Raw genomic sequence first — 19,719 nt, 5'->3', positions numbered from 1 at the left:
CAATTCGACATCCAATTTCCTCCATGGCTAACCACATGAATTCATTGGCATGTTGCAGTTTAAAATAGAATGTACCCTGTTATATACATCGATCACATAAGATAGATTATGGAACCAACTCATATCCATCTGTCTTGAAACATCGCGACTCGCTTGCGGCGCTGTCGACATCTGAGCTCCTTCGAGACTTAGAGCCTGTTCCAAAAAGGATTGAGCGATTTCAGTAGGTTATGATTCAATCGGATAGCTTACATTCGATGGAGATCATGATGGCCTGGACTGCAACCGCTCGGCAACAATATGGACGACGCAACGCGCGTTATGCAAGCGATTTAACGGATGCGGAATGGACTGTCATCGAACCGATGATGCCTGCACCGAGCCGTCTCGGACGCCCTCGCAAGACGGATTTGCGAGAGGTGGTAAATGCGCTGCTTTATATTGCTTCATCAGGTGGCGCATGGCGGCTTTTGCCCACGGACTTCCCACCATTTTCCACGGTGCAAAAGTATTTCTATCGATGGCGAGATGAAGGGATGCTGCGCACGATCAACAACGCGCTCGTGATGACAGCACGCGAGTTGACCGGAAAGCAGCCCAGCCCTACCGCTGGCGTGATCGATAGCCAGTCAATAAAAACCACGGAAAGTGGCGGAATACGGGGCTTTGACGCGGGAAAAAAGATCAACGGTCGCAAGCGTCATATTGTGGTTGATACCCTCGGCTTGATGGTTGGTCTGGTGATCCATTCTGCGGGTATTCAAGACAGAGATAGTGCACCTGATGTCTTGAAAACCATCCTCAAACGCTGGCCGTGGTTACGGCATATCTTTGCTGATGGTGGATACGCGGGACCCAAGCTCAAAGACAGGTTGGAAACGGTCGGAAAATTTACGCTGGAAATCGTCAAACGATCCGATCACGCTGAGGGCTTCAAACTCTTACCACGCCGATGGGTGGTCGAGCGAACGTTTGCATGGCTCGGACGTTGCCGTAGATTGGCCAAAGATTTCGAAAAAACCGTCGCGTCTGCTGAAGCCTGGGTCTACATCGCAAACATCCGCCTGCTCACCCGGCGCATCGCAAGAGCCTGATATCGTTACATTCATTATGATTCAGGCTCTTAGATGTGAACCCTGAATATCAGCCCAGAGTACTAGCGACGCTGAGCGATATAGAGATGGCCTGGAACTGGCGCTCCTTGTTCGCTGCGCACGACGATATCTTCGCAACGCACACAATCCATTCCGTGGTTGTCGAGCATTGCACGCACATAGGTTTGTGCGTGTGCAAAGCGCTGATAGTCTCCGACCATGAATGCACGCCCGGCAAGCCTTGTATCGTCCAGCGTCTCGCTGGAGAAGCCGAAATATCCGCCCGGCAGCAGATGCGCGGCAACGCCCGTGAAGAATTTGTCGAGTTCGCCCATATATGGCAAAACATCGGTAGCCACGATCAGATCCCAATCCTGTTCGCTCGTGGTTTCGAGAAAACGAACGGCTTCGCCGACGAACAGCACCTGATAGTCGCCTTTCTCGTAAGCGACTTCGATCATGTTCTCCGAGATATCGACGCCGGTCTTATGTCCGGCCATGTCATCGAGCGCATCAGCTGACAAGCCAGTGCCGCAGCCCAGATCGAGCATGCGTTCAGCGAAAAACTCGTCGTTCATGTCGAGGAGCATTTCCCGCAGCTGCAGCGGAACGTCATAACCGAGCTGGTCAACAAGGATCGTGTCGAACATTTCGGCATGTTGATCGAAGAGTGTCGACACATAGGCATCCGGTGCCTTTAGAGGTACCGCGCCGCGTCCCATGCTCGCAAGCCGCACGGCTGCGCCGCCATGGTCATCAGGATCGATCCGCAGCACATCTTCATAGGCCTTGGCAGCGGCATCGAAATCGCCAGCTTTTTCCAGTGCAAGCGCCCGCTCATAGGCTTCTGCAAGCGCTTCCTGATCAAAAGCTGGTTGGTCATTCTCAGCCATAAAGATCGGCCCTTCTTCTGTTCTTGGCATCTGTTAGATGCGGTATGTAAGTGTTTGTAAAATCTGTAATTTCTTACTTTGGTGGACATTCGAGCGCGTAGAGCAAGAGTATCCCTCCCCGCTTCCTACGCTTATCTGGAAAATCTCGCAAGCGGGGTCGCTGCAATCAGATGGTTCCCTACTCGGCAGCTGCTGTGACGCGCTCGTCTTGTCCTTTATGGTCCGCCAGCTTTCGTGCAATCACAGCACAGGCCATAAGCTGGATCTGGTGAAAGAGCATCAAGGGCAGAACAATGCTGCCGACATTTGCACCGGCGAAAATTGCGCTTGCCATTGGAGCTCCGCTGGCGAGGCTCTTCTTTGATCCGCAGAACATGATCGTGATGCGGTCGGGACGATTGAAGCCGAGCAACTTGCTGCCGTACCAGGTGGCCAGCAGCACAACGACCAGCAGAACGATGTTGACGCCCACCATCATGCCGAGATCGTGCCACGAAACGGTACGCCAAAGACCTTCAACCACAGCCTCGCTGAAAGCCAGATAAACGACCATCAGGATCGAGCCTCGGTCAACAAAGCCGAGTGCTTTGCTGTGCCGCCGCATGAAACTGCCGATCCATGGCTGCAGAATTTGTCCGAGCACGAAGGGTGCGAGCAGCTGCAACAGAATGGATTCGAGCGCATCGACCGATATTCCACCACCGCCTTTGACTGCGAACAACAAGCCGACCAGCAAGGGCGTGAGAAACATGCCGAAAATGTTCGATGCAGATGCTGATACGATTGCCGCTGAAACATTGCCGCCCGCAATTGAGGTGAAGGCTATGGACGACTGGACCGTCGAAGGCAGAACGCAGAGAAAGAGGATACCTGTGTAGAAAGCTGATTGCGACAAGCCGGGAATGGTCCAACCTGCCGCCAGACCGAGGATCGGAAACAGGATGAACGTCGATGACAGGACTGCCAGATGCAGTCTCCAGTGCGTTATGCCTGCAACGACGGCCTCACGCGAGAGCCTCGCACCATGCAGAAAGAACAGAAGCCCGACAGCAAATTTCGTCGCCAGCGCAAACCAGTCTGCAAAATCACCGTGCACGGGGAGCACGGACGCAAGCAGAATGGTCACGATCAGCATGCTGGTGAATTTGTCAGGCAGGAAGCGCATCATATCGTCCAATCTTGCAGGCATCGCGGAGCGCGACGCCCGCTTCATTCAAAACTCACATTCGTTCATAAACCTCTCGGGAGGAGTTTCAATCCTCCCGATATGGCGCGATAGCTCACACTTTTGAAATGTGGCCTCCAATTTACAATCCAAGCTGGTTCATTCGTAACCGTTAGGGTTCTTCGACTGCCAGTGCCACATATCCTGGCACATTTCGCGGAGGTTCTTCTCTGCAGACCAGCCAAGGAAATCGCGGGCAAAGGTTGGATCAGCGTAACATTCAGCAACGTCGCCTGGACGGCGCGGCGCAATCTCGTATTTGATCTCGCGGTTCGAAACATGCTCGAAGGCCTTCACGACGTCCAGAACGCTATAGCCCTGCCCCGTGCCGAGATTCACCTCGAAACACTGCGGCTCATCCAGCTTCTTGAGTGCCTTCAAGTGGCCGGCGGCCAGATCCACTACGTGAATGTAGTCGCGAACGCCGGTGCCATCGGGCGTTGAATAATCATTGCCCCAGACATTCAGTTTTTCGCGACGACCGGTCGCGACCTGCGCGATGATCGGCATCAGATTATTCGGAATGCCCTTTGGATCTTCGCCGATCAGGCCGCTCTCATGTGCGCCAACCGGGTTGAAATAACGCAGGATGGCGATCTTCCAGCTGTTGTCGCCGTTATAAATATCGCGAAGCATGTCTTCGATGACGAGCTTGGTCCGACCATAGGGATTGGTTGCCGATAGCGGCTGGTCTTCCGTGATTGGCAATTTCTGCGGATCGCCATAGACCGTGGCTGATGAGCTGAAAACCAGTGTCTTGACGCCGGTTGCTTCCATGGCCTGCAACAGGCGGAGCGTGCCCACCACATTGCAATCATAATAGAGCATCGGCTTTTCGCTCGATTCACCGACGGCCTTCAGACCGGCAAAGTGAATGACGGCAGTGCATTTGTGATGCCGGATCACTTGTTCCAAAAAAGCGCGATCTCGAATATCACCTGCTTCCCGGCGCGGCGTGCGCCCGGTAATCTTTTCGATGCGATGCAGGGCTTCCGGGTGGCTGTTGTCAAAATTGTCGACCACAACGACGTCGTGGCCTGCCTCGATGAGCTGAACACAGGTGTGCGAGCCGATATAACCAGCGCCGCCAGTCACAAGAATTGTCATCGTTTATGTATCCGCTTGTTGAACATACCGCCCCGATGTGCGATCCCCGGCTGACTATGCAAAATCAGTAACAGACTTCAAGCCATCCGGTGCGATTCTCTTGAATGGTTGCAATAGATCAGCCAAGTTTGACGGAGCGATGATGAAACCATCCCGCAATATCGATCGCCTTCTGGAAATCATGGCAGCGCTCCGTGACCCCGAAACCGGCTGTCCATGGGATGTGGAGCAGAGTTTCGAATCCATCATGCCCTATACGCTTGAGGAAACTTATGAAGTCCTCGATGCCATAGAGCGCAATGATATGGACGATCTGCGCGAAGAACTTGGCGATCTGTTGTTGCAAGTGGTGTTCCATTCGCGCATGGCCGAAGAACAGGGCAGCTTTGCATTTGGCGATGTTGTCGAAGCTATCACGCACAAGATGATACGTCGGCATCCGCATGTTTTCGGTGACGCTGAAGCCAGAAATGCAGGCATGGCCAAGGGCTCGTGGAATCGCATCAAGGCTGAGGAAAAAGCCGAGCGGGCCGAACGGCGTGAGAAACTTGGACTTGAAACGGCCGAGAAGAACGGTTTTCTGGACGATATTCCACACGCCTTCCCTGCCCTACTTCGTGCTTTGAAACTTCAGCAGAAAGCCGCGAAAGTCGGCTTCGACTGGTCTGAGGCAGCACCGATCCTCGACAAGATCGCCGAAGAAACCGCAGAGCTGAAGGAAGCTATGGCGGCGAAGGAGCGCGCGGATATCGAAGAGGAATATGGTGACCTGCTGTTTGCTATGGTCAATTTGGGCCGCCATCTTGAGATCGATGCGGAAACCGCGCTCGTCGCAGCCAATGAGAAGTTCAAGCGGCGGTTCCATTTCATCGAAAAAACGCTCGGTGAAACCGGAAGCGACCTTGACGCCGCTACTCTCGATGAAATGGAAGCAATCTGGGGCGAAGCCAAGAAAAAAGGCCTCTAACTATTTGTTTTTAAGCATTTCCGGGCGCAAAACCGTTTCACACTTTCGCTGGAATGCTCAATCGGCCTGTTTTTCGTTTTCCCATTTTGGACGGAACATCTGATAGACGCTTTCCGTCGTGGCAAAATCCATATAGCCAAGCCTGCTGACAGGTCTGGCTTTCGCGATATCGATGAGACCGTTGGTCAGGACCTGTTCATCGATATGCACGCCGACAACCTCGCCGATCACCATGTAATTGTCGGTCGGCCTGCCCTCTTTGTCCTGCAATCGTTTGATTTCCACCGCGACACATTCAAGCGCTGCATAGGCCTCCTTGACGCGTGGGGCTGCGATAAGCCTGCTCGACGTCTGGGTTAGTCCGGCATATTCGAACTCGCTGATACCGCGAGGCGCGTCGACAGATGATGCATTCATCTGGGTTCTCAAATGATCGCTCACCAGATTTGCGGTGAACTCGCCGGTTTCTTCGATGAATGAAACGCTGTCCTTCACACCACTCGATGAGAACATGACCATAGGCGGCGTGTCACAGATCGCGTTGAAGAAGGAGTAGGGCGCGAGGTTGACGGCGCCCTCCTTCGATTTCGTCCCGATCCAGCCTATGGGGCGTGGTGCAACGATTGCCTTGAACGGATTATGGGGCAGCGGGTGCCCTTCCCTCGGTTCATAAAACATATGTTTATCCGCTGATTAGAAAGTCTTGTTGAAGTCAGTTCTAAGCTTGCGTCCATGGGCCGGAATATTCGGTAACGATCTTGTCCATGTCGGCTCTCGGGCGTTCGGGCATCTTGTTTGCCGCCGTTCCGATATGGACGAATCCGGCAACACGTTCATTGGGTGCCAGTCCCAGAAAAGCGCGGGCGTAAGCGTCGTCCGAATACCAGTTTGTAATCCAGTTGCTGGCATAACCAAGCGCGTTCGCAGCCGTGCAAAGGTTCATCGCGACAGCGCCCGCCGAAAGGAACTGCTCCCATTCCGGAATGCGTTCATGTGCGACGGGCGATGACACCACGCCAACAACGAGCGGCGCGCGCGAAAAACGTGTCAGCTCTTTTTCCTTCCGCCCTTCTGGCATCGGACCCTCAATTTCTTCGGCACGTTGGGCCAGATACTCGCCGACTTTGAGACGCGCATCGCCGCGATAAAGGATGAAACGCCAGGGTGTCAGGCGTCCGTGGTCAGGCACGCGTGCGGCAACTTTCAGCAAGGCTGCAAGTTCCTCGCCCTCGGGTGCTGGTCCGGAAATTGCCGAAATCGGGGTGGAACTGCGCTGTGCCAGAAAATCGAAGATCGGATGGGCCACGGATAACCTCGTCACTAAAATGCTGCTTATATTGCTCCACTTATTCGGGGCTGCTTCTTCTCGCCCGTTGCATCCGTACTGTAAAGTCAAAATTCCAGAAACGATTAATCAACAGAAGTTGGAAAAATGCGGGTGCCGGAAGCGATTTGGCCTTGAATTCGCCACCCGCATGGGCTCAAAAATACAACATGTCGGATCGCTTGAACCTGTTTTACCCAAAGAGAAAAATTGCCCTGCGCGGAGGATCGTTTTTTACGGCGTTCGCGTTTGCCGTCAGTGCAATGCCATCGTTGGCTCAGAGCCTAGATCCGCAGACAAATATTCCACAGTTGCAGACCACCACGACTGGCCTGCCAGACTTGCCGCAGCCAGCGCTCGATCTTCCGACACTGAACACTTATGCCGCCCCATCCAGCCCGGAGAACAATCCGCTCGTCCAGACGCGTGAACTCGATCTCAAGGCGCGGTTGAGTGAAGGTGGCGGTGATATTCCGGCGGGGCTTGTATGGCGCGTGTTCTCGCCGGATGTCGGAGCGGATGGTCAACTGCCGTTGATCGCAAGTGCAAAGGGCGGCAGCGCTGTTTTCAATCTGCCCGAGGGCAGCTATCTGGTGCATGTCGCCTATGGGCGCGCCGGTGCTACCAAGCGGATCACGGTCGGCAACGCGACCCGTCATGAAGTGATGATGCTCGATGCAGGCGGGATGAAGCTCAGTGCGATTCTGCCGGATGGCGGCAAGATTAATGACGATCTCCTGCGTTTCTCGATCTATGCGGACGAAGACAATAATGATCGTTCGCTGATTGTGCCCGACGTCAAGCCGAACGCGATCATTCGCCTCAACAGCGGCACTTATCATGTTGTTTCCAACTATGGCACGGCCAATGCCACCATTCGGGCCGATATTCGCGTGGAAGCCGGAAAACTGACGGAAGCGACCGTTCAGCATCGGGCCGCGGAAGTGACGTTGAAGCTTGTGCGCGAGCGCGGCGGCGAAGCGCTTGCCGATACGTCATGGTCAATCCTGAACGCTTCCGGCGATGTGGTACGCGAAAGTGCTGGTGCTTATTCTTCGATGGTTCTTATCGAAGGCGATTATGTCGCCGTCGCCAAGAACAAGGACCGCATTTATCAGCGCGATTTCAAGGTTTCATCCGGCAAGAACGAGGAAGTCGAAGTCGTCGCCAATGGCGAATCCGAATCCGTTCAAGACAGCATGGATTGAGTTTAAACTATCTTCAAAAGCAAAAGGCCGCGCAATGCGCGGCCTTTTTATTGTTAGCCACCATTCTTGAGGCGGAGCAGATCGGGCGGGGTCGCCTCTTCCACCAGCCGTGCAATGGCTTCATCGAGCGTCATGGATTCCTGATCGCGCGAACCGAGACGGCGCATATTAACCGTGTTTTCTTCGGCTTCGCGCTTGCCGCAGACGAGGATCACCGGAACCTTCTGCAAGGAATGCTCACGAACCTTATAGTTGATCTTCTCGTTGCGCAGATCGGTCGAGACCTGCAGTCCGGCGGCTTTCAGCTTTGCCGCAGCCTGCGCCGCATATTCGTCGGCATCCGAGGTGATCGTGGCAACAACAACCTGCACCGGCGCAAACCACAGCGGCATGTGACCGGCGAAGTTCTCGATCAGAATGCCTAGAAAGCGCTCCATCGAGCCGCAGATCGCGCGGTGGATCATGACCGGTTGGCGCTTTTCAGAATCCTTGTCGATATAGAAGGCGCCAAAGCGTTCCGGCAGGTTGAAGTCCACCTGCGTGGTGCCGCACTGCCATTCACGGCCGATAGCATCCTTCAGCGTATATTCGAACTTAGGACCGTAGAACGCGCCCTCGCCCGGCAGAATGCCGGTCTTGATGTTGTTGGACTGCTGCTGGATCTTTTCCAGCACCGACATCATCACGCTTTCGGCACGATCCCAGAGCTCATCCGAGCCGACGCGCTTTTCAGGACGGGTCGACAGCTTGATGGTGATCTCTTCGAAACCGAAGTCCTTGTAGACTGACAGGATCAGGTCATTGATGCGCAGGCATTCGGCAGCCATCTGCTCTTCCGTGCAGAAGATGTGCGCATCGTCCTGCGTAAAGCCGCGCACGCGCATCAGGCCATGCAACGCGCCTGACGGCTCGTAGCGGTGCACATTACCGAATTCCGCAAGCTTGATCGGCAGGTCGCGATAGGACTTGAGGCCATGCTTGAAGATCATGACATGGCCGGGACAGTTCATCGGCTTCAGCGCAAAGACACGATCGTCATCGGTTTCGTCACCGGCAACGGTTACCTTGAACATGTTGTCGCGATACCAGCCCCAGTGGCCCGAGGTTTCCCAAAGCGACTTGTCGAGCACCTGCGGCGCGTTCACTTCCTGATAGCCATGGCTGTCGAGGCGGCGACGCATATAGCTCACCAGATTCTGGAACATCTTCCAGCCCTTGGCGTGCCAGAACACAACGCCCGGTCCCTCTTCCTGGAAATGGAACAGGTCCATTTCACGGCCAAGGCGGCGATGATCGCGCTTTTCGGCTTCTTCAAGCATATGGAGATAGGCCTGAAGATCGTTGTCGTTGGCGAAAGCCGTGCCGTAGATGCGGGTCAGCATCGGATTGTTGGAATCACCGCGCCAGTAAGCCCCGGCGACCTTCATGAGCTTGAAGGAATTGCCGATCTGGCCGGTTGAAGCCATGTGCGGGCCACGGCAGAGGTCGAACCAGTCGCCCTGATAATAAATCTTGAGGTCCTGCCCGGCAGGAATGGCTTCCACCAGCTCGACCTTGTAGTTCTCGCCCTTGTCGGCAAAAACCTGCTTGGCTTTTTCACGCGACCAGACTTCCTTGGTGAACGGTTTGTTGCGCTGAATGATCTCGCGCATCTTCTTTTCGATCACGGGAAGATCGTCGGGCGTGAACGGTTCATTACGCGCAAAGTCGTAGTAGAAGCCGTTCTCGATAACGGGGCCAATGGTAACCTGCGTGCCCGGAAAAAGCTCCTGCACGGCTTCTGCCAGTACGTGCGCCGTGTCGTGACGAATGAGTTCGAGCGCGCGCGGGTCTTCGCGGGTCAGAATCTCAATCTTGCCGGAAGCGCCGAGAGGATCGGAAAGATCGCGCACGGTGCCATCGACGGCATAGGCAACAGCTTTTTTGGCGAGAGATTTGGAAATCGATTCCGCGAGGCCCGCGCCGGTCATCGACGCATCGTATTCACGCACAGAGCCATCGGGAAATTGCATGGAAACGGTATTCGACATTCTGATCATCCTTATCCAGTCCCGCCAACGATTGCGGGTGGGTTCATGCGTATGAAAATGAAGGTTGGGTTCTAGTCTTTTTTGCCCAGCCAGTAAAGCGCGACAGACTGACAGCGTCAGGTCGCGCTCATCTGTGCAATTGAAATGAAATCAGTTCCGAATCGGGAGGCAGTCGATCTTCTGCTGCTTCAACTGCGAGCATGCCTTTTCGGCGGATGTAGAGTCCCTGAAACCGGAAAAACGCGCGCGATAGACCTTGCGGCGCTTTTCGGCAGGCGAAATTTCAGCTTTCAGGCCCGGTGCGACTTTGTCGACCGCCGGACGATATTTGTCCAGCAGCTCCTTGGCACCGGAAAGTGTCGGTGGAGCGCCGAGCTGAATCGTCCAGGCCGATGCTCCAGCGGCTGAGGCGATCAGGAAGCCACCGTCGCCCTGCTCGATACGGGAATCGTCGATCAGGTCTGCTACTGCGTCTGCTTTCGGCTGGGCCGGAGCTGCCTGTTTGGCGACAGGCTGCGGCTTTGCCATTGCAACGAGCCGCCCCGTGGCCTCAGTGCCTTCCGTGCCGAACCGGGTGAGCAGTTTCGCCATCTGGTCGTCGCGCTGCCGCGCCGATCCTGCCCCCAGCACGACACCGACAAGGTGCTTGTCGTTGATGACGGCTGAGGAAACGAGGTTGTAGCCGGATACATCCGTATAGCCGGTCTTGATGCCATCGACGCCCTGATAGCGATACATCAGATTGTTGTGGCCGTTGCGAACACGGTCGCGGAAAGTGAAGGAGCGCTGCGAGAACAGCTCATATTGTTCCGGAAAGTCACGGCGGAGCGACATGCCAAGCACGGCCATATCCCGCGCTGTGGTCAGCTGGGTTGACTTCGCCGTTAGTCCCGACGGATTGACGAAGAAAGTGCTCTTCATGCCGATCTGGCGCGCACGCTGCGTCATCAACCGGCCAAAAGCCGCTTCCGATCCGGCGATATATTCGCCCATGACCGTCGCCGCATCATTGGCCGACACGATAATCATGCCATTGATCGCATCGCGGACGGTAATCGTCTCACCCGGCTTCAGCCAGAGCTTCATGCGAACCTTTGCAGCCGCATTTTTCGACACAGGCATTGCATCGTCCCAATGCAGCGTGCCGGTCTTGAGACCTTCAAAGGCGAGATAGAGCGTCATCATCTTGGCCAGTGAAGCTGGTGCACGCTGCACATTCGCATCGTCCTGCCCAAGGATTCGCCCGCTATCGGCGTCGAAAACAACCCAGGACGTATTCGCCATCGCCGCAGACGTACAAAGCACACTCGCACCGAGCGCTAAGGATGCAATGAGACGTGAAAGAGGGGACGATGATTTCAGCATAACAGCTCACAGGAATAGGGACGCCGGGGGGACATGCAGGCAAATTGCGGCCCGAAAAAGACCACAGGACTGCCTTAAATTCCAATTCTCAATGAAACGTTGATATCCTTAATGAATTATAATCAGCTAACAAAAAACTGTCAGAATTCACAGCTGGGGGTAATTCGGGGAAACTGGGAGACGGCTCTGATAAAGCGCATCGCGCCCTAAGATGCCGAGCAGCGCCAATACCGCCAGGGCAGATACCATTTGAGATCGCTGGAGAGTGCACGCGGCACCGGATCGAAACCGTGGGTTCCGAACGGCCCGCAACGCACGACGCGAAAAAGCCCCATCCATCCGCCGCTCCACAGGCCGTGGCGAGCAATGGCTTCATAGGCATATTCGGAACAGGTCGGCAGATGGCGGCAGGAATTGCCGATGAGAGACGACAATGTCACCTGATAGAAGCGCACGAACGAAGTGCCGATCACTCTTCCGGGTGTCTTGCGCCACGGATCTGTAAAATTCCGGCTATAGCGCTTTGGTGCGCCCTCGCCTGCGTGATTCTTGTCGCAAGAGCACATCAGGCAGCTTTGGCCTTTTCCTCGATTTGCCGGATGCAATCGACAACCGCATCGAATGTAAGCAGCGTGGAGGCGTGGCGAGCCCTGTATTCGCGGACAGGTTCGAAATATTTCAGGTCGGCAAAACGCCCTTCCGGCGCCGGACCTTCTTCCTTCAGCATCTTGTACATTTCATCGCGGACGGCTTTCAGTTCCTCTGCGGAAGCGCCGATAATATTGCGCGCCATCACGGACGAAGAAGCCTGCCCAAGTGCGCAGGCTTTCACCTCATGTGCGAAATCCGTCACAATGCCGTCAGCCATTTTCAGGTAGACGGTAACGGTCGATCCGCACAGTTTGGAATGCACTTTGGCGACGGCATCGGGCTCAGGAAGGCGTCCCAGACGCTCCATGTTTCCAGCGAATTCCAGAATACGTTTGTTATAAATATCATCGATCATGGAGGCGAACCTTCCGCAGTGCCGGAGAAAAACATAATTTTGTCGTCCGACTGCGGTTTGAAGTTGCAATTTAATGTCTATATAATAGGCAGGTAGCGTCTGCGCTATGGGTAACATTAGCACAGACCCGGGGGCAGTCGCACGAAAACCTGTCCGGTGGCCTCAAGCGCCGGATCAATACATCGCCCGCTCGCAAAGCGCATCGTTGTATTGTCCGTTTAACTCGTCTCCTCCTTGAAGGAGACTACTGGAGAATACTGATGGACGCTCGCATCCTCAAAGAAGATGACGAATCCGGCCTGCCGAACAAGCAGGCAGATGTAACTCTTTTGCATGGCAAGCCGACGCAGGCCGATGCAGAAGCAGCCGTACGCACGCTTTTGCTTTGGGCCGGAGACGACCCGGAGCGTGAAGGTCTTCTGGAAACGCCGAAGCGCGTTGCCAAGGCCTATAAGGAACTGTTCGCAGGCTATACGGAAAGCCCGGAAGAAGTCCTCGGCACGGTGTTCGAGGAAGTCGGCGGCTATAACGATCTTGTCCTCGTGAAGGACATTTCGTTCCATTCGCATTGCGAGCACCATATGGTGCCGATCATTGGCAAGGCGCACGTCGCCTATCTGCCTGATCACAAGGTGGTTGGCCTTTCCAAGATTGCCCGCGTCGTGGATATTTTCGCGCGCCGCCTGCAGACACAGGAAAGCATCACCGCACAAATCGCCGATAGCATCCAGCGCATTTTGAAGCCGCGTGGCGTCGCCGTCATGATCGAGGCCGAGCACATGTGCATGGCCATGCGCGGCATCCGCAAGCAGGGTTCGACGACCATCACCACCACTTTTACCGGCGAAATGCAGGTGAATGCGGAGGAACAGGTTCGCTTCATGACCCTGACCCGCAGATAAGCGGCAGACTATGAGCTTCTTTCCTGTCCAGCCTTCCGACAAGAAGGCCATCGAAGAAGGTGCGGCATTCATGCCGCGCTTTGATGCATCGGGTCTCATCACAGCCGTTGTAACCGATGCGCGTGACGGCGAGTTACTGATGGTCGCCCATATGAATGAGGAAGCCTTGCGCCTTACCCTCGAAACGGGAGTTGCGCATTACTGGTCCCGTTCGCGCGGCAAGCTCTGGAAGAAGGGCGAGACGTCGGGCAATCTGCAAAGCGTTGTCGAGTTGCGAACGGATTGCGACCAGGATGCGCTTTGGCTGAAAGTGCGCGTCGCCGGTGACGGGCCGACCTGCCATACAGGCCGCCGCTCCTGCTTCTATCGGCAGGTTGTTGCCGAGAACGGCGATATATCGCTGGCTATTGAAGGCGCTTGCGATCACGAGCATTAATCTTGGTCAAAAGGATGTGATGGCGCGAATATGAGTCGCGCCATCAATTCGCAGCATTTATTCTTTGGATACTATGTTTCGCTAATCTGAAGCGGTTCCATTCAAACGGAGTTGTCGGAATCGTTTTAGCCATTTGTCTGTGCATTTCCTGACGCAAACCGCTTGAGTCTTTTGTCGGAAATGCTCCAAATCGAGACGAAGAGGTATCCATCGTGATGCTTGCATGGGGGCAGAGGCGGAAGGCTGCGAATAACGACCTTGCACCGCCGACAGAAGAAATCGTTGAAAAATCTGAAATCAAGCGTGAGCCGCGCCGGATAGCCTTGGCGCTGGGCGGCGGAGCTGCGCGTGGCTGGGCGCATATCGGCGTTCTGCGCGCGCTGGACGAAGCCAATATCGATATCGAGATGATTGCCGGAACTTCCATCGGCGCGCTTGTCGGTGGCTGTTATCTGGCCGGAAAGCTCGATGAACTGGAAGATTTCGCCCGCAGCCTCACACGGCGGCGCATGTTCAATCTTCTCGATATCACCTTTCGCGGTAGCGGGCTGTTCGGCGGAATGAAACTCGATGGTCGCCTGCGCGAGCATCTGGACGGGCTGCGCATCGAGGAACTGGACCGTCCCTTCGTTGCCATCTGCACCGAATTACGCACCGGTCACGAAATCTGGCTGTCATCTGGCCCGCTTATTGATGCCATGCGTGCTTCCTATGCCCTGCCCGGTGTTTTCGAGCCCGTGCGCTGGCAGGAGCGTGTTCTGGTCGATGGCGCGTTGGTCAACCCTGTTCCCGTATCTGTGTGCCGTGCTTACGAGCAGCGCCTCGTCCTTGCGGTGAACCTGCATTACGACCAGTATGGTCGCGCTGCAGTCATCAAACATGCGCAATCACGCCAGGAAGGTCTGGCCGAGGCAATTCATGGTGAGAAGGAAGCGCGCCTTGGCATTACAGGCGTGATGATGGAAGCTTTCAACATCATTCAGGACCGCATCTCGCGAGCCCGCATGGCGGGCGATCCACCGGATGTCACGCTTATGCCGATTGTGGGACAGATCGGGCTTGCCGATTTCCATCGCGCATCCGAGGCAATCGACGCCGGATACACGGAAACGCTGAAGCGTCTTGAGGATATCAAGCGCTTGCAGGGCATCGCCAGATAATTTTTTGGCGATTGAGGCGAATCCGAATGAATCGGATTCGTCGGATTCGCTCTTGTTGCCCCTGGCAGCCCTTTGTTCCACCGCTACACTCTCGTTCGGTGACGTTTTTCGGAATTTTTTTTGATTTACGGAAGCCTTTGAAAAAGCCCGGAAATTCGGGGTTTCAACGATGTCTTCGATGATTGCGTGCCGCCTTTTTCACATTCTTTTTCAAAAAGATTGCCGGAAGATGCAGATGGGGCTTGTGCACCCCAAAGTGATTTGCTAAATGCCCACTCGCCGACGGAGTTCGGCTCCTACCACGGGCGGTCGTGGCGGAATTGGTAGACGCGCAGCGTTGAGGTCGCTGTGGGGCAACCCGTGGAAGTTCGAGTCTTCTCGACCGCACCATCTTCTCTCAAGAACAATTTAAAATGCTTTCCCCGCAAGGGGTTAAAGTTGTTTCTTGATTAGAGGCTTTCACTTTTCATCGATGCAATACAAACAAAAACGCGCCCTTCGATGAAGAGCGCGTCTGGTTGATGACACTATTCTCGTTCAGCTTTTGCCGATTTCCGAAAGAATGATGTTGCTGTGTTCTCCCAGCTTCGGCGAACGCTTGTCGAGCTTTAATTCGGCATCGGAGAAGCGAATAGGCGTCCGCAGACCGGGAACGCCTTGCGGGTCGATCTTCATCGCCCTCGCCTCGAATTGCGGGTCTGCGAATACATCGGCCACCGTGTTGATCGGACCGGCAGGCACGCCAATTCTGGCAAGCTCAGCCAGAAGATCGTCGCGCTTCCATGCCCGAGTCTTTTCTTCCAGAAGTGCCGTGAGAGCCGCCCGATTGGCTACACGCGCCGAATTGCTGACGAAACGCTCGTCTCCTGCGATGTCACCAATGCCAAGCAATGAGGTCAGTTTTCCGAACTGTCCGTCATTGCCGCAGGCGATGATGAAATAGCCGTCGGAAACAGGCAGCGTCTGATAGGGCGCAATATTCGGATGGGCATTGCCCATGCGCTTTGGTGAAACACCGGACGCCAGAAAATTCATCGCCTGATTGGCCAAAACCGCTGACATACAGTCGAATAGCGCCATATCGATATGCTGGCCGATGCCGGTGCGCTCGCGCATAATGAGTGCGGACTGGATCGCAATCACGCTGTAAAGCCCGGTGAAAATGTCGGCGAAAGCCACGCCAATTTTCTGCGGCTCACCGTCAGGTTCGCCGGTCAGATCCATGATGCCGCCCATACCCTGGATCATGAAATCATAGCCTGCACGCTCGGCGTATGGGCCGGTATGGCCGAAACCGGTGATCGAGCAATAGATCAGGCGTGGATTGATGGCCTTCAGGCTCTCATAGTCGAGGCCGTACTTATCCAGCCCACCCAGCTTGAAGTTCTCGATGACAACATCGGCGTCAGCCACGAGCTGGCGCACCAGTTCCCTGCCCTCATCAGTGCGGAAATCTGCAGTGATCGAACGCTTGCCGCGATTGCAAGCATGGAAATAGGCGGCGGACCTTTCGCCGTCCACATCGATGAATGGCGGGCCCCATTTGCGCGTATCGTCACCTTCAGGGCTTTCCACCTTGATGACGTCGGCGCCAAGATCGGAGAGCGTCTGCCCTACCCATGGTCCGGCAAGAATGCGCGCCAGTTCTACCACCTTGAGACCGTCAAGCGGCGTGTTCTGCATTTTCAGCAATCCCGTACAAAAATAAAGAGGCCCGCCCGCGAACTGCGAACGGGCCCGAATGGAAGGCTTGGCGATACAGCGATCAGAAGAAAGCCTGAATGCCGGTCTGGGCGCGGCCCAGGATCAGCGCATGAACGTCATGCGTGCCTTCATAGGTGTTCACTGTTTCCAGATTCTGCGCATGGCGCATGACGTGATATTCGATCTGGATACCATTACCGCCGTGCATATCGCGGGCCTGACGGGCAATATCGAGCGCCTTGCCGCAATTGTTGCGCTTCACGATGGAGATCATTTCCGGGGCCATCCTGCCGTCGTCGAACAGACGACCGACGCGCAAGCTTGCCTGAAGGCCAAGAGCAATTTCGGTCTGCATGTCAGCCAGCTTCTTCTGGTAAAGCTGCGTACCAGCCAGCGGCTTGTCGAATTGCTTGCGATCAAGACCATACTGACGGGCACGGAACCAGCAATCCTCTGCAGCGCCGAGGACGCCCCAGGAAATGCCGTAGCGGGCGCGATTGAGGCAGCCGAACGGACCCTTGAGACCGGAGACATTCGGCAGAAGTGCGTCTTCCGAAACCTCGACACCATCCATGACGATTTCGCCGGTGATCGATGCGCGCAGCGAGAGCTTGCCGCCGATCCTCGGTGCGGAAAGCCCCTTCATGCCCTTTTCGAGGATGAAGCCACGAATGGCGTTGTCATGCGCAGCGGACTTTGCCCAGACGACGAACACATCGGCGATCGGTGAGTTCGAAATCCACATCTTGGAGCCGCTGAGGCGATAGCCACCGTCGATCTTTTCGGCGCGGGTCTTCATGCCTGCCGGATCGGAGCCTGCATCGGGCTCGGTCAGGCCGAAGCAGCCGATCAGCTCGCCGGAGACGAGGCCCGGAAGATATTTCTTGCGCTGCTCGTCCGAGCCATAGGCATAGATCGGATACATCACGAGCGACGACTGCACGCTCATCATCGAACGATAACCGGAATCGACACGCTCGACTTCGCGCGCCACCAGGCCGTAGGCAACATAGCCGGCATTGGCTGCGCCATATTCTTCAGGAAGCGTCACGCCCAGAAGACCAGCCTGCCCCATCAGACGGAACAGTTCCGGATCGGTCGTCTCATCCAGATAGGCCTTTTCAACGCGGGGCAGCAGAACGTCCGTCGCAAAAGCCTTGGCCGAGTCGCGGATCATGCGCTCGTCTTCGGTCAGCTGGTCATCCAGCAGAAACGGGTCTTCCCAGCTAAAAGCCGCACGTGACATCAGTGTATTCTCCTCAATGAAAATTTACAGGAAATATGAACTGTGCCGAGGTCTGGTGCAATCGACGTTTACTCATCGATCTATTCCATTTAGTAATGGATCATGACTTCGATATCACGCCGCTTGCTCCCCTCCACCAGTGCGCTTGCCGCCTTCGATGCGGTTGCGCGGCATGAAAGCTTTTCGGCTGCAGCCGAGGAACTGTCGCTCACGCAAGGCGCGGTGAGCCGACAGATTGCAACACTCGAAGAGCAGCTTGGAACAGCGCTTTTCGACCGCACCAGCCGCAATGTGGTTCTATCCGATGCCGGGCGCGTCTATCTGAAGGCGGTGGGGCCAGCGCTGGCATCCATCCGTGCCGCTTCGCTACAAGTCATGTCGCATATGCGTGGCACCACGCTCAATCTCGCTTTTCTGCCGACATTCGGCACACGCTGGCTGATCCCGCGCATACCGCGTTTCGTGGCAAAGTATCCCGATATCATCCTCAATTTTGCGACGCGTATCGGGCAGTTCGATTTTGATCGCGAAGGATTGGATGCAGCGATCCATATTGGCCAGCCGGACTGGCCCAACGCCGATAGTGTCTTCCTGATGGATGAAACGGTTGCGCCTGTGTGCAGCCCTGCATTTCTACAGCAGAATCCGGTTCATGCGCCTGCCGATCTGTTGCCGCTTCCCCTGTTCAATATGGCTTCACGCCCCGGTGCATGGGACCACTGGTTCAAGAACCTCGATATCGCGGCTCCGGTTTCACCGGGAATGCGCTTTGAACAGTTTTCGAACGTCTCGCAGGCTTGCATTGCAGGCCTTGGCGTTGCGCTGATGCCGCTGTTCCTCATTCGCGCCGAAATCGATAGTGGCCAGCTTGTGGTTGCCTGTCCGCATACGGTCAAAAGCCCGAGCAGCTATTATTTTGTGACGCCGAAGGCTCGTTCGAGCACTCCGGCGGTGTCGGCTTTCCGGGATTGGCTGTTGGCGGAAGTCAAAAGCGAAAACAGCCGCTCAGGCGATTGATTGGCCGATTGAACGGCTGGCGATCTCGTATGAATGCAGACGCTTCTTGTGATCATGTATCATGCCGGTCAACATCAGTTCATCGGCGCCGGTGCTTTCTGCAAAGGCCTTGATGCCTTTCGCTACCGTGTCCGGTCCACCGACCACACGGCATGACAGCATCTGGCGAACAAGCGCCTGCGCTGCCGGATCAAGCCGCTCCGCATAGCCTTCGACCGGTGCAGGAAGCTTGCCGGGGCGACCGCTGCGCAGGTTGACGAAAGCCTGCAGTTGCGACGTGAAAAGATGGTTCGCCTCTTCGTCCGTGTCGGCTGCGATCACGTTTAGGCCCAGCATCACATAAGGCTTCTGCATATATTCCGATGGCTCGAACCGCTCGCGATATAGAGCGATGGCGCGCTCCATTTCGGCAGGCGCGAAGTGCGAGGCAAATGCGTAAGGCAGCCCCAGCATTGCGGCAAGCTGCGCGCCGAACAGGCTGGAACCGAGAATCCAGACAGGCACATTCAACCCCTCGCCCGGCACGGCGCGCACGCGCTGGCCCGGTTCGGCAGGTTTGAAATAGTTGAGCAACTCGACCACATCCTGCGGAAACGCATTGGCGTCACTGTCGAGATTGCGACGAAGCGCATGAGCGGTGATCTGGTCAGTGCCCGGAGCGCGCCCAAGACCGAGATCGATACGCCCCGGAAACAGGGAAGCCAGCGTGCCGAACTGTTCTGCAATCACCAGAGGTGCGTGGTTGGGCAGCATGACGCCGCCAGCACCGACGCGAATGGTTGAGGTGCCGTTGGCGACGTAACCGATGACCACAGATGTGGCGGCACTGGCGATGCCCGGCATATTGTGGTGTTCGGCAAGCCAGTAACGGTGAAAGCCGAGCCGTTCGGCATGTTGCGCAAGCTCCAGCGTATTATGCAGCGATTGTGCTGCATCGCTACCTTCGGGAACGGGCGAAAGATCGAGAACGGATAAGGGTATCATACTGGCTCATATGGGTTGGAACGCAGCGTTTGCAACGTTAGCAAAAATCAA

The 19,719-nt window shown here is 55.6% G+C and carries 19 protein-coding genes and 1 tRNA gene; 8 read left to right on the top strand and 12 right to left on the bottom strand.

The annotated features are described in order from the left end of the window. Positions 1-269 precede the first annotated feature (269 nt). Positions 270-1,094, top strand: coding sequence for an IS5 family transposase (locus FG152_RS24200; protein WP_498988839.1), 825 nt, complete (start codon positions 270-272; stop codon positions 1,092-1,094). 62 nt (positions 1,095-1,156) lie between these two features. On the opposite strand, the gene FG152_RS24195 is transcribed toward FG152_RS24200, so the two are convergent. The 3 genes from FG152_RS24195 to galE form a co-directional block, all read right to left on the bottom strand. After that, a complete protein-coding gene (locus FG152_RS24195; protein WP_036581764.1) occupies positions 1,157-1,987 on the bottom strand; it encodes a class I SAM-dependent methyltransferase in 831 nt (276 codons plus the stop codon). A gap of 178 nt (positions 1,988-2,165) precedes the next feature. Further along, on the bottom strand, positions 2,166-3,152 hold the full coding sequence (locus FG152_RS24190) for a bile acid:sodium symporter family protein (protein WP_036563726.1): 987 nt from the start codon (positions 3,150-3,152) through the stop codon (positions 2,166-2,168). Between the two features lie 159 nt (positions 3,153-3,311). Next, the gene (gene galE, locus FG152_RS24185; RefSeq protein ID WP_010660095.1) at positions 3,312-4,319 is read right to left on the bottom strand and encodes a UDP-glucose 4-epimerase GalE; all 1,008 of its coding nucleotides are present in this window, start codon (positions 4,317-4,319) and stop codon (positions 3,312-3,314) included. A gap of 142 nt (positions 4,320-4,461) precedes the next feature. On the opposite strand from galE, the gene mazG reads away from it, so the two are divergent. Further along, on the top strand, positions 4,462-5,286 hold the full coding sequence (mazG, locus tag FG152_RS24180) for a nucleoside triphosphate pyrophosphohydrolase (RefSeq protein ID WP_029924824.1): 825 nt from the start codon (positions 4,462-4,464) through the stop codon (positions 5,284-5,286). A 57-nt stretch (positions 5,287-5,343) separates the two neighbouring features. Here the strand turns inward: mazG and FG152_RS24175 are convergent, their stop codons facing one another. Further along, positions 5,344-5,964: a flavin reductase family protein gene (locus tag FG152_RS24175; protein ID WP_036581770.1), complete on the bottom strand. Its 621-nt coding sequence runs from the start codon at positions 5,962-5,964 to the stop codon at positions 5,344-5,346. Positions 5,965-6,004: 40 nt separating this feature from the next. After that, entirely contained in the window at positions 6,005-6,592 is a 588-nt protein-coding gene (locus FG152_RS24170) for a nitroreductase family protein (RefSeq protein ID WP_029924828.1), read from the bottom strand. A 281-nt stretch (positions 6,593-6,873) separates the two neighbouring features. Here FG152_RS24170 and FG152_RS24165 point away from each other — a divergent pair, with 281 nt between their 5' ends. Beyond that, positions 6,874-7,818, top strand: coding sequence for an RgsD C-terminal domain-containing protein (locus FG152_RS24165; protein WP_373366444.1), 945 nt, complete (start codon positions 6,874-6,876; stop codon positions 7,816-7,818). Positions 7,819-7,871: 53 nt separating this feature from the next. Here the strand turns inward: FG152_RS24165 and thrS are convergent, their stop codons facing one another. The 4 genes from thrS to FG152_RS24145 form a co-directional block, all read right to left on the bottom strand. Then, a complete protein-coding gene (gene thrS / locus FG152_RS24160; protein ID WP_029924832.1) occupies positions 7,872-9,848 on the bottom strand; it encodes a threonine--tRNA ligase in 1,977 nt (658 codons plus the stop codon). A 150-nt stretch (positions 9,849-9,998) separates the two neighbouring features. Next, complete coding sequence (locus FG152_RS24155; protein ID WP_498988833.1) at positions 9,999-11,213, bottom strand: serine hydrolase; 1,215 nt, start codon at positions 11,211-11,213, stop codon at positions 9,999-10,001. A gap of 206 nt (positions 11,214-11,419) precedes the next feature. Next, positions 11,420-11,779: a membrane protein insertion efficiency factor YidD gene (gene yidD, locus FG152_RS24150; RefSeq protein WP_498988830.1), complete on the bottom strand. Its 360-nt coding sequence runs from the start codon at positions 11,777-11,779 to the stop codon at positions 11,420-11,422. Beyond that, complete coding sequence (locus FG152_RS24145; protein ID WP_010660103.1) at positions 11,779-12,219, bottom strand: iron-sulfur cluster assembly scaffold protein; 441 nt, start codon at positions 12,217-12,219, stop codon at positions 11,779-11,781. Before FG152_RS24145 ends, yidD begins: the two co-directional genes overlap by 1 nt. A 260-nt stretch (positions 12,220-12,479) precedes the next feature. Here FG152_RS24145 and folE point away from each other — a divergent pair, with 260 nt between their 5' ends. From folE to FG152_RS24125, 4 genes are all read left to right on the top strand, one after another. Continuing rightward, on the top strand, positions 12,480-13,121 hold the full coding sequence (gene folE / locus FG152_RS24140; protein WP_006466810.1) for a GTP cyclohydrolase I FolE: 642 nt from the start codon (positions 12,480-12,482) through the stop codon (positions 13,119-13,121). A 10-nt stretch (positions 13,122-13,131) separates the two neighbouring features. Further along, entirely contained in the window at positions 13,132-13,557 is a 426-nt protein-coding gene (gene hisI / locus FG152_RS24135; RefSeq protein WP_454502790.1) for a phosphoribosyl-AMP cyclohydrolase, read from the top strand. 212 nt (positions 13,558-13,769) lie between these two features. Continuing rightward, positions 13,770-14,717 carry a patatin family protein gene (locus tag FG152_RS24130; protein WP_278525954.1) on the top strand — a complete coding sequence of 316 codons (948 nt, stop codon included), beginning with the start codon at positions 13,770-13,772 and terminating at the stop codon, positions 14,715-14,717. A gap of 305 nt (positions 14,718-15,022) precedes the next feature. Next, positions 15,023-15,107 (top strand) — tRNA-Leu (locus FG152_RS24125). A 147-nt stretch (positions 15,108-15,254) separates the two neighbouring features. Here FG152_RS24125 and FG152_RS24120 read toward each other — a convergent pair. Further along, positions 15,255-16,400, bottom strand: a complete 1,146-nt coding sequence (locus FG152_RS24120; RefSeq protein WP_498988826.1) for a CaiB/BaiF CoA transferase family protein — start codon at positions 16,398-16,400, stop codon at positions 15,255-15,257. A gap of 82 nt (positions 16,401-16,482) precedes the next feature. Continuing rightward, positions 16,483-17,667 (bottom strand): acyl-CoA dehydrogenase, encoded by a 1,185-nt coding sequence (locus tag FG152_RS24115; protein ID WP_498988824.1) that lies wholly within the window; start codon positions 17,665-17,667, stop codon positions 16,483-16,485. A gap of 102 nt (positions 17,668-17,769) precedes the next feature. On the opposite strand from FG152_RS24115, the gene FG152_RS24110 reads away from it, so the two are divergent. Further along, the gene (locus FG152_RS24110) at positions 17,770-18,684 is read left to right on the top strand and encodes a LysR family transcriptional regulator (protein ID WP_036581796.1); all 915 of its coding nucleotides are present in this window, start codon (positions 17,770-17,772) and stop codon (positions 18,682-18,684) included. On the opposite strand, the gene FG152_RS24105 is transcribed toward FG152_RS24110, so the two are convergent. Next, positions 18,673-19,668 carry an LLM class flavin-dependent oxidoreductase gene (locus tag FG152_RS24105; RefSeq protein WP_029924843.1) on the bottom strand — a complete coding sequence of 332 codons (996 nt, stop codon included), beginning with the start codon at positions 19,666-19,668 and terminating at the stop codon, positions 18,673-18,675. The two genes, FG152_RS24110 and FG152_RS24105, sit on opposite strands and share 12 nt — an antisense overlap. Positions 19,669-19,719: the final 51 nt, after the last annotated feature.

Source organism: Ochrobactrum sp. XJ1 (assembly GCF_024701725.1).
GTDB lineage: Bacteria > Pseudomonadota > Alphaproteobacteria > Rhizobiales > Rhizobiaceae > Brucella > Brucella anthropi.
This window is presented reverse-complemented; position numbering and strand designations above follow the sequence as displayed.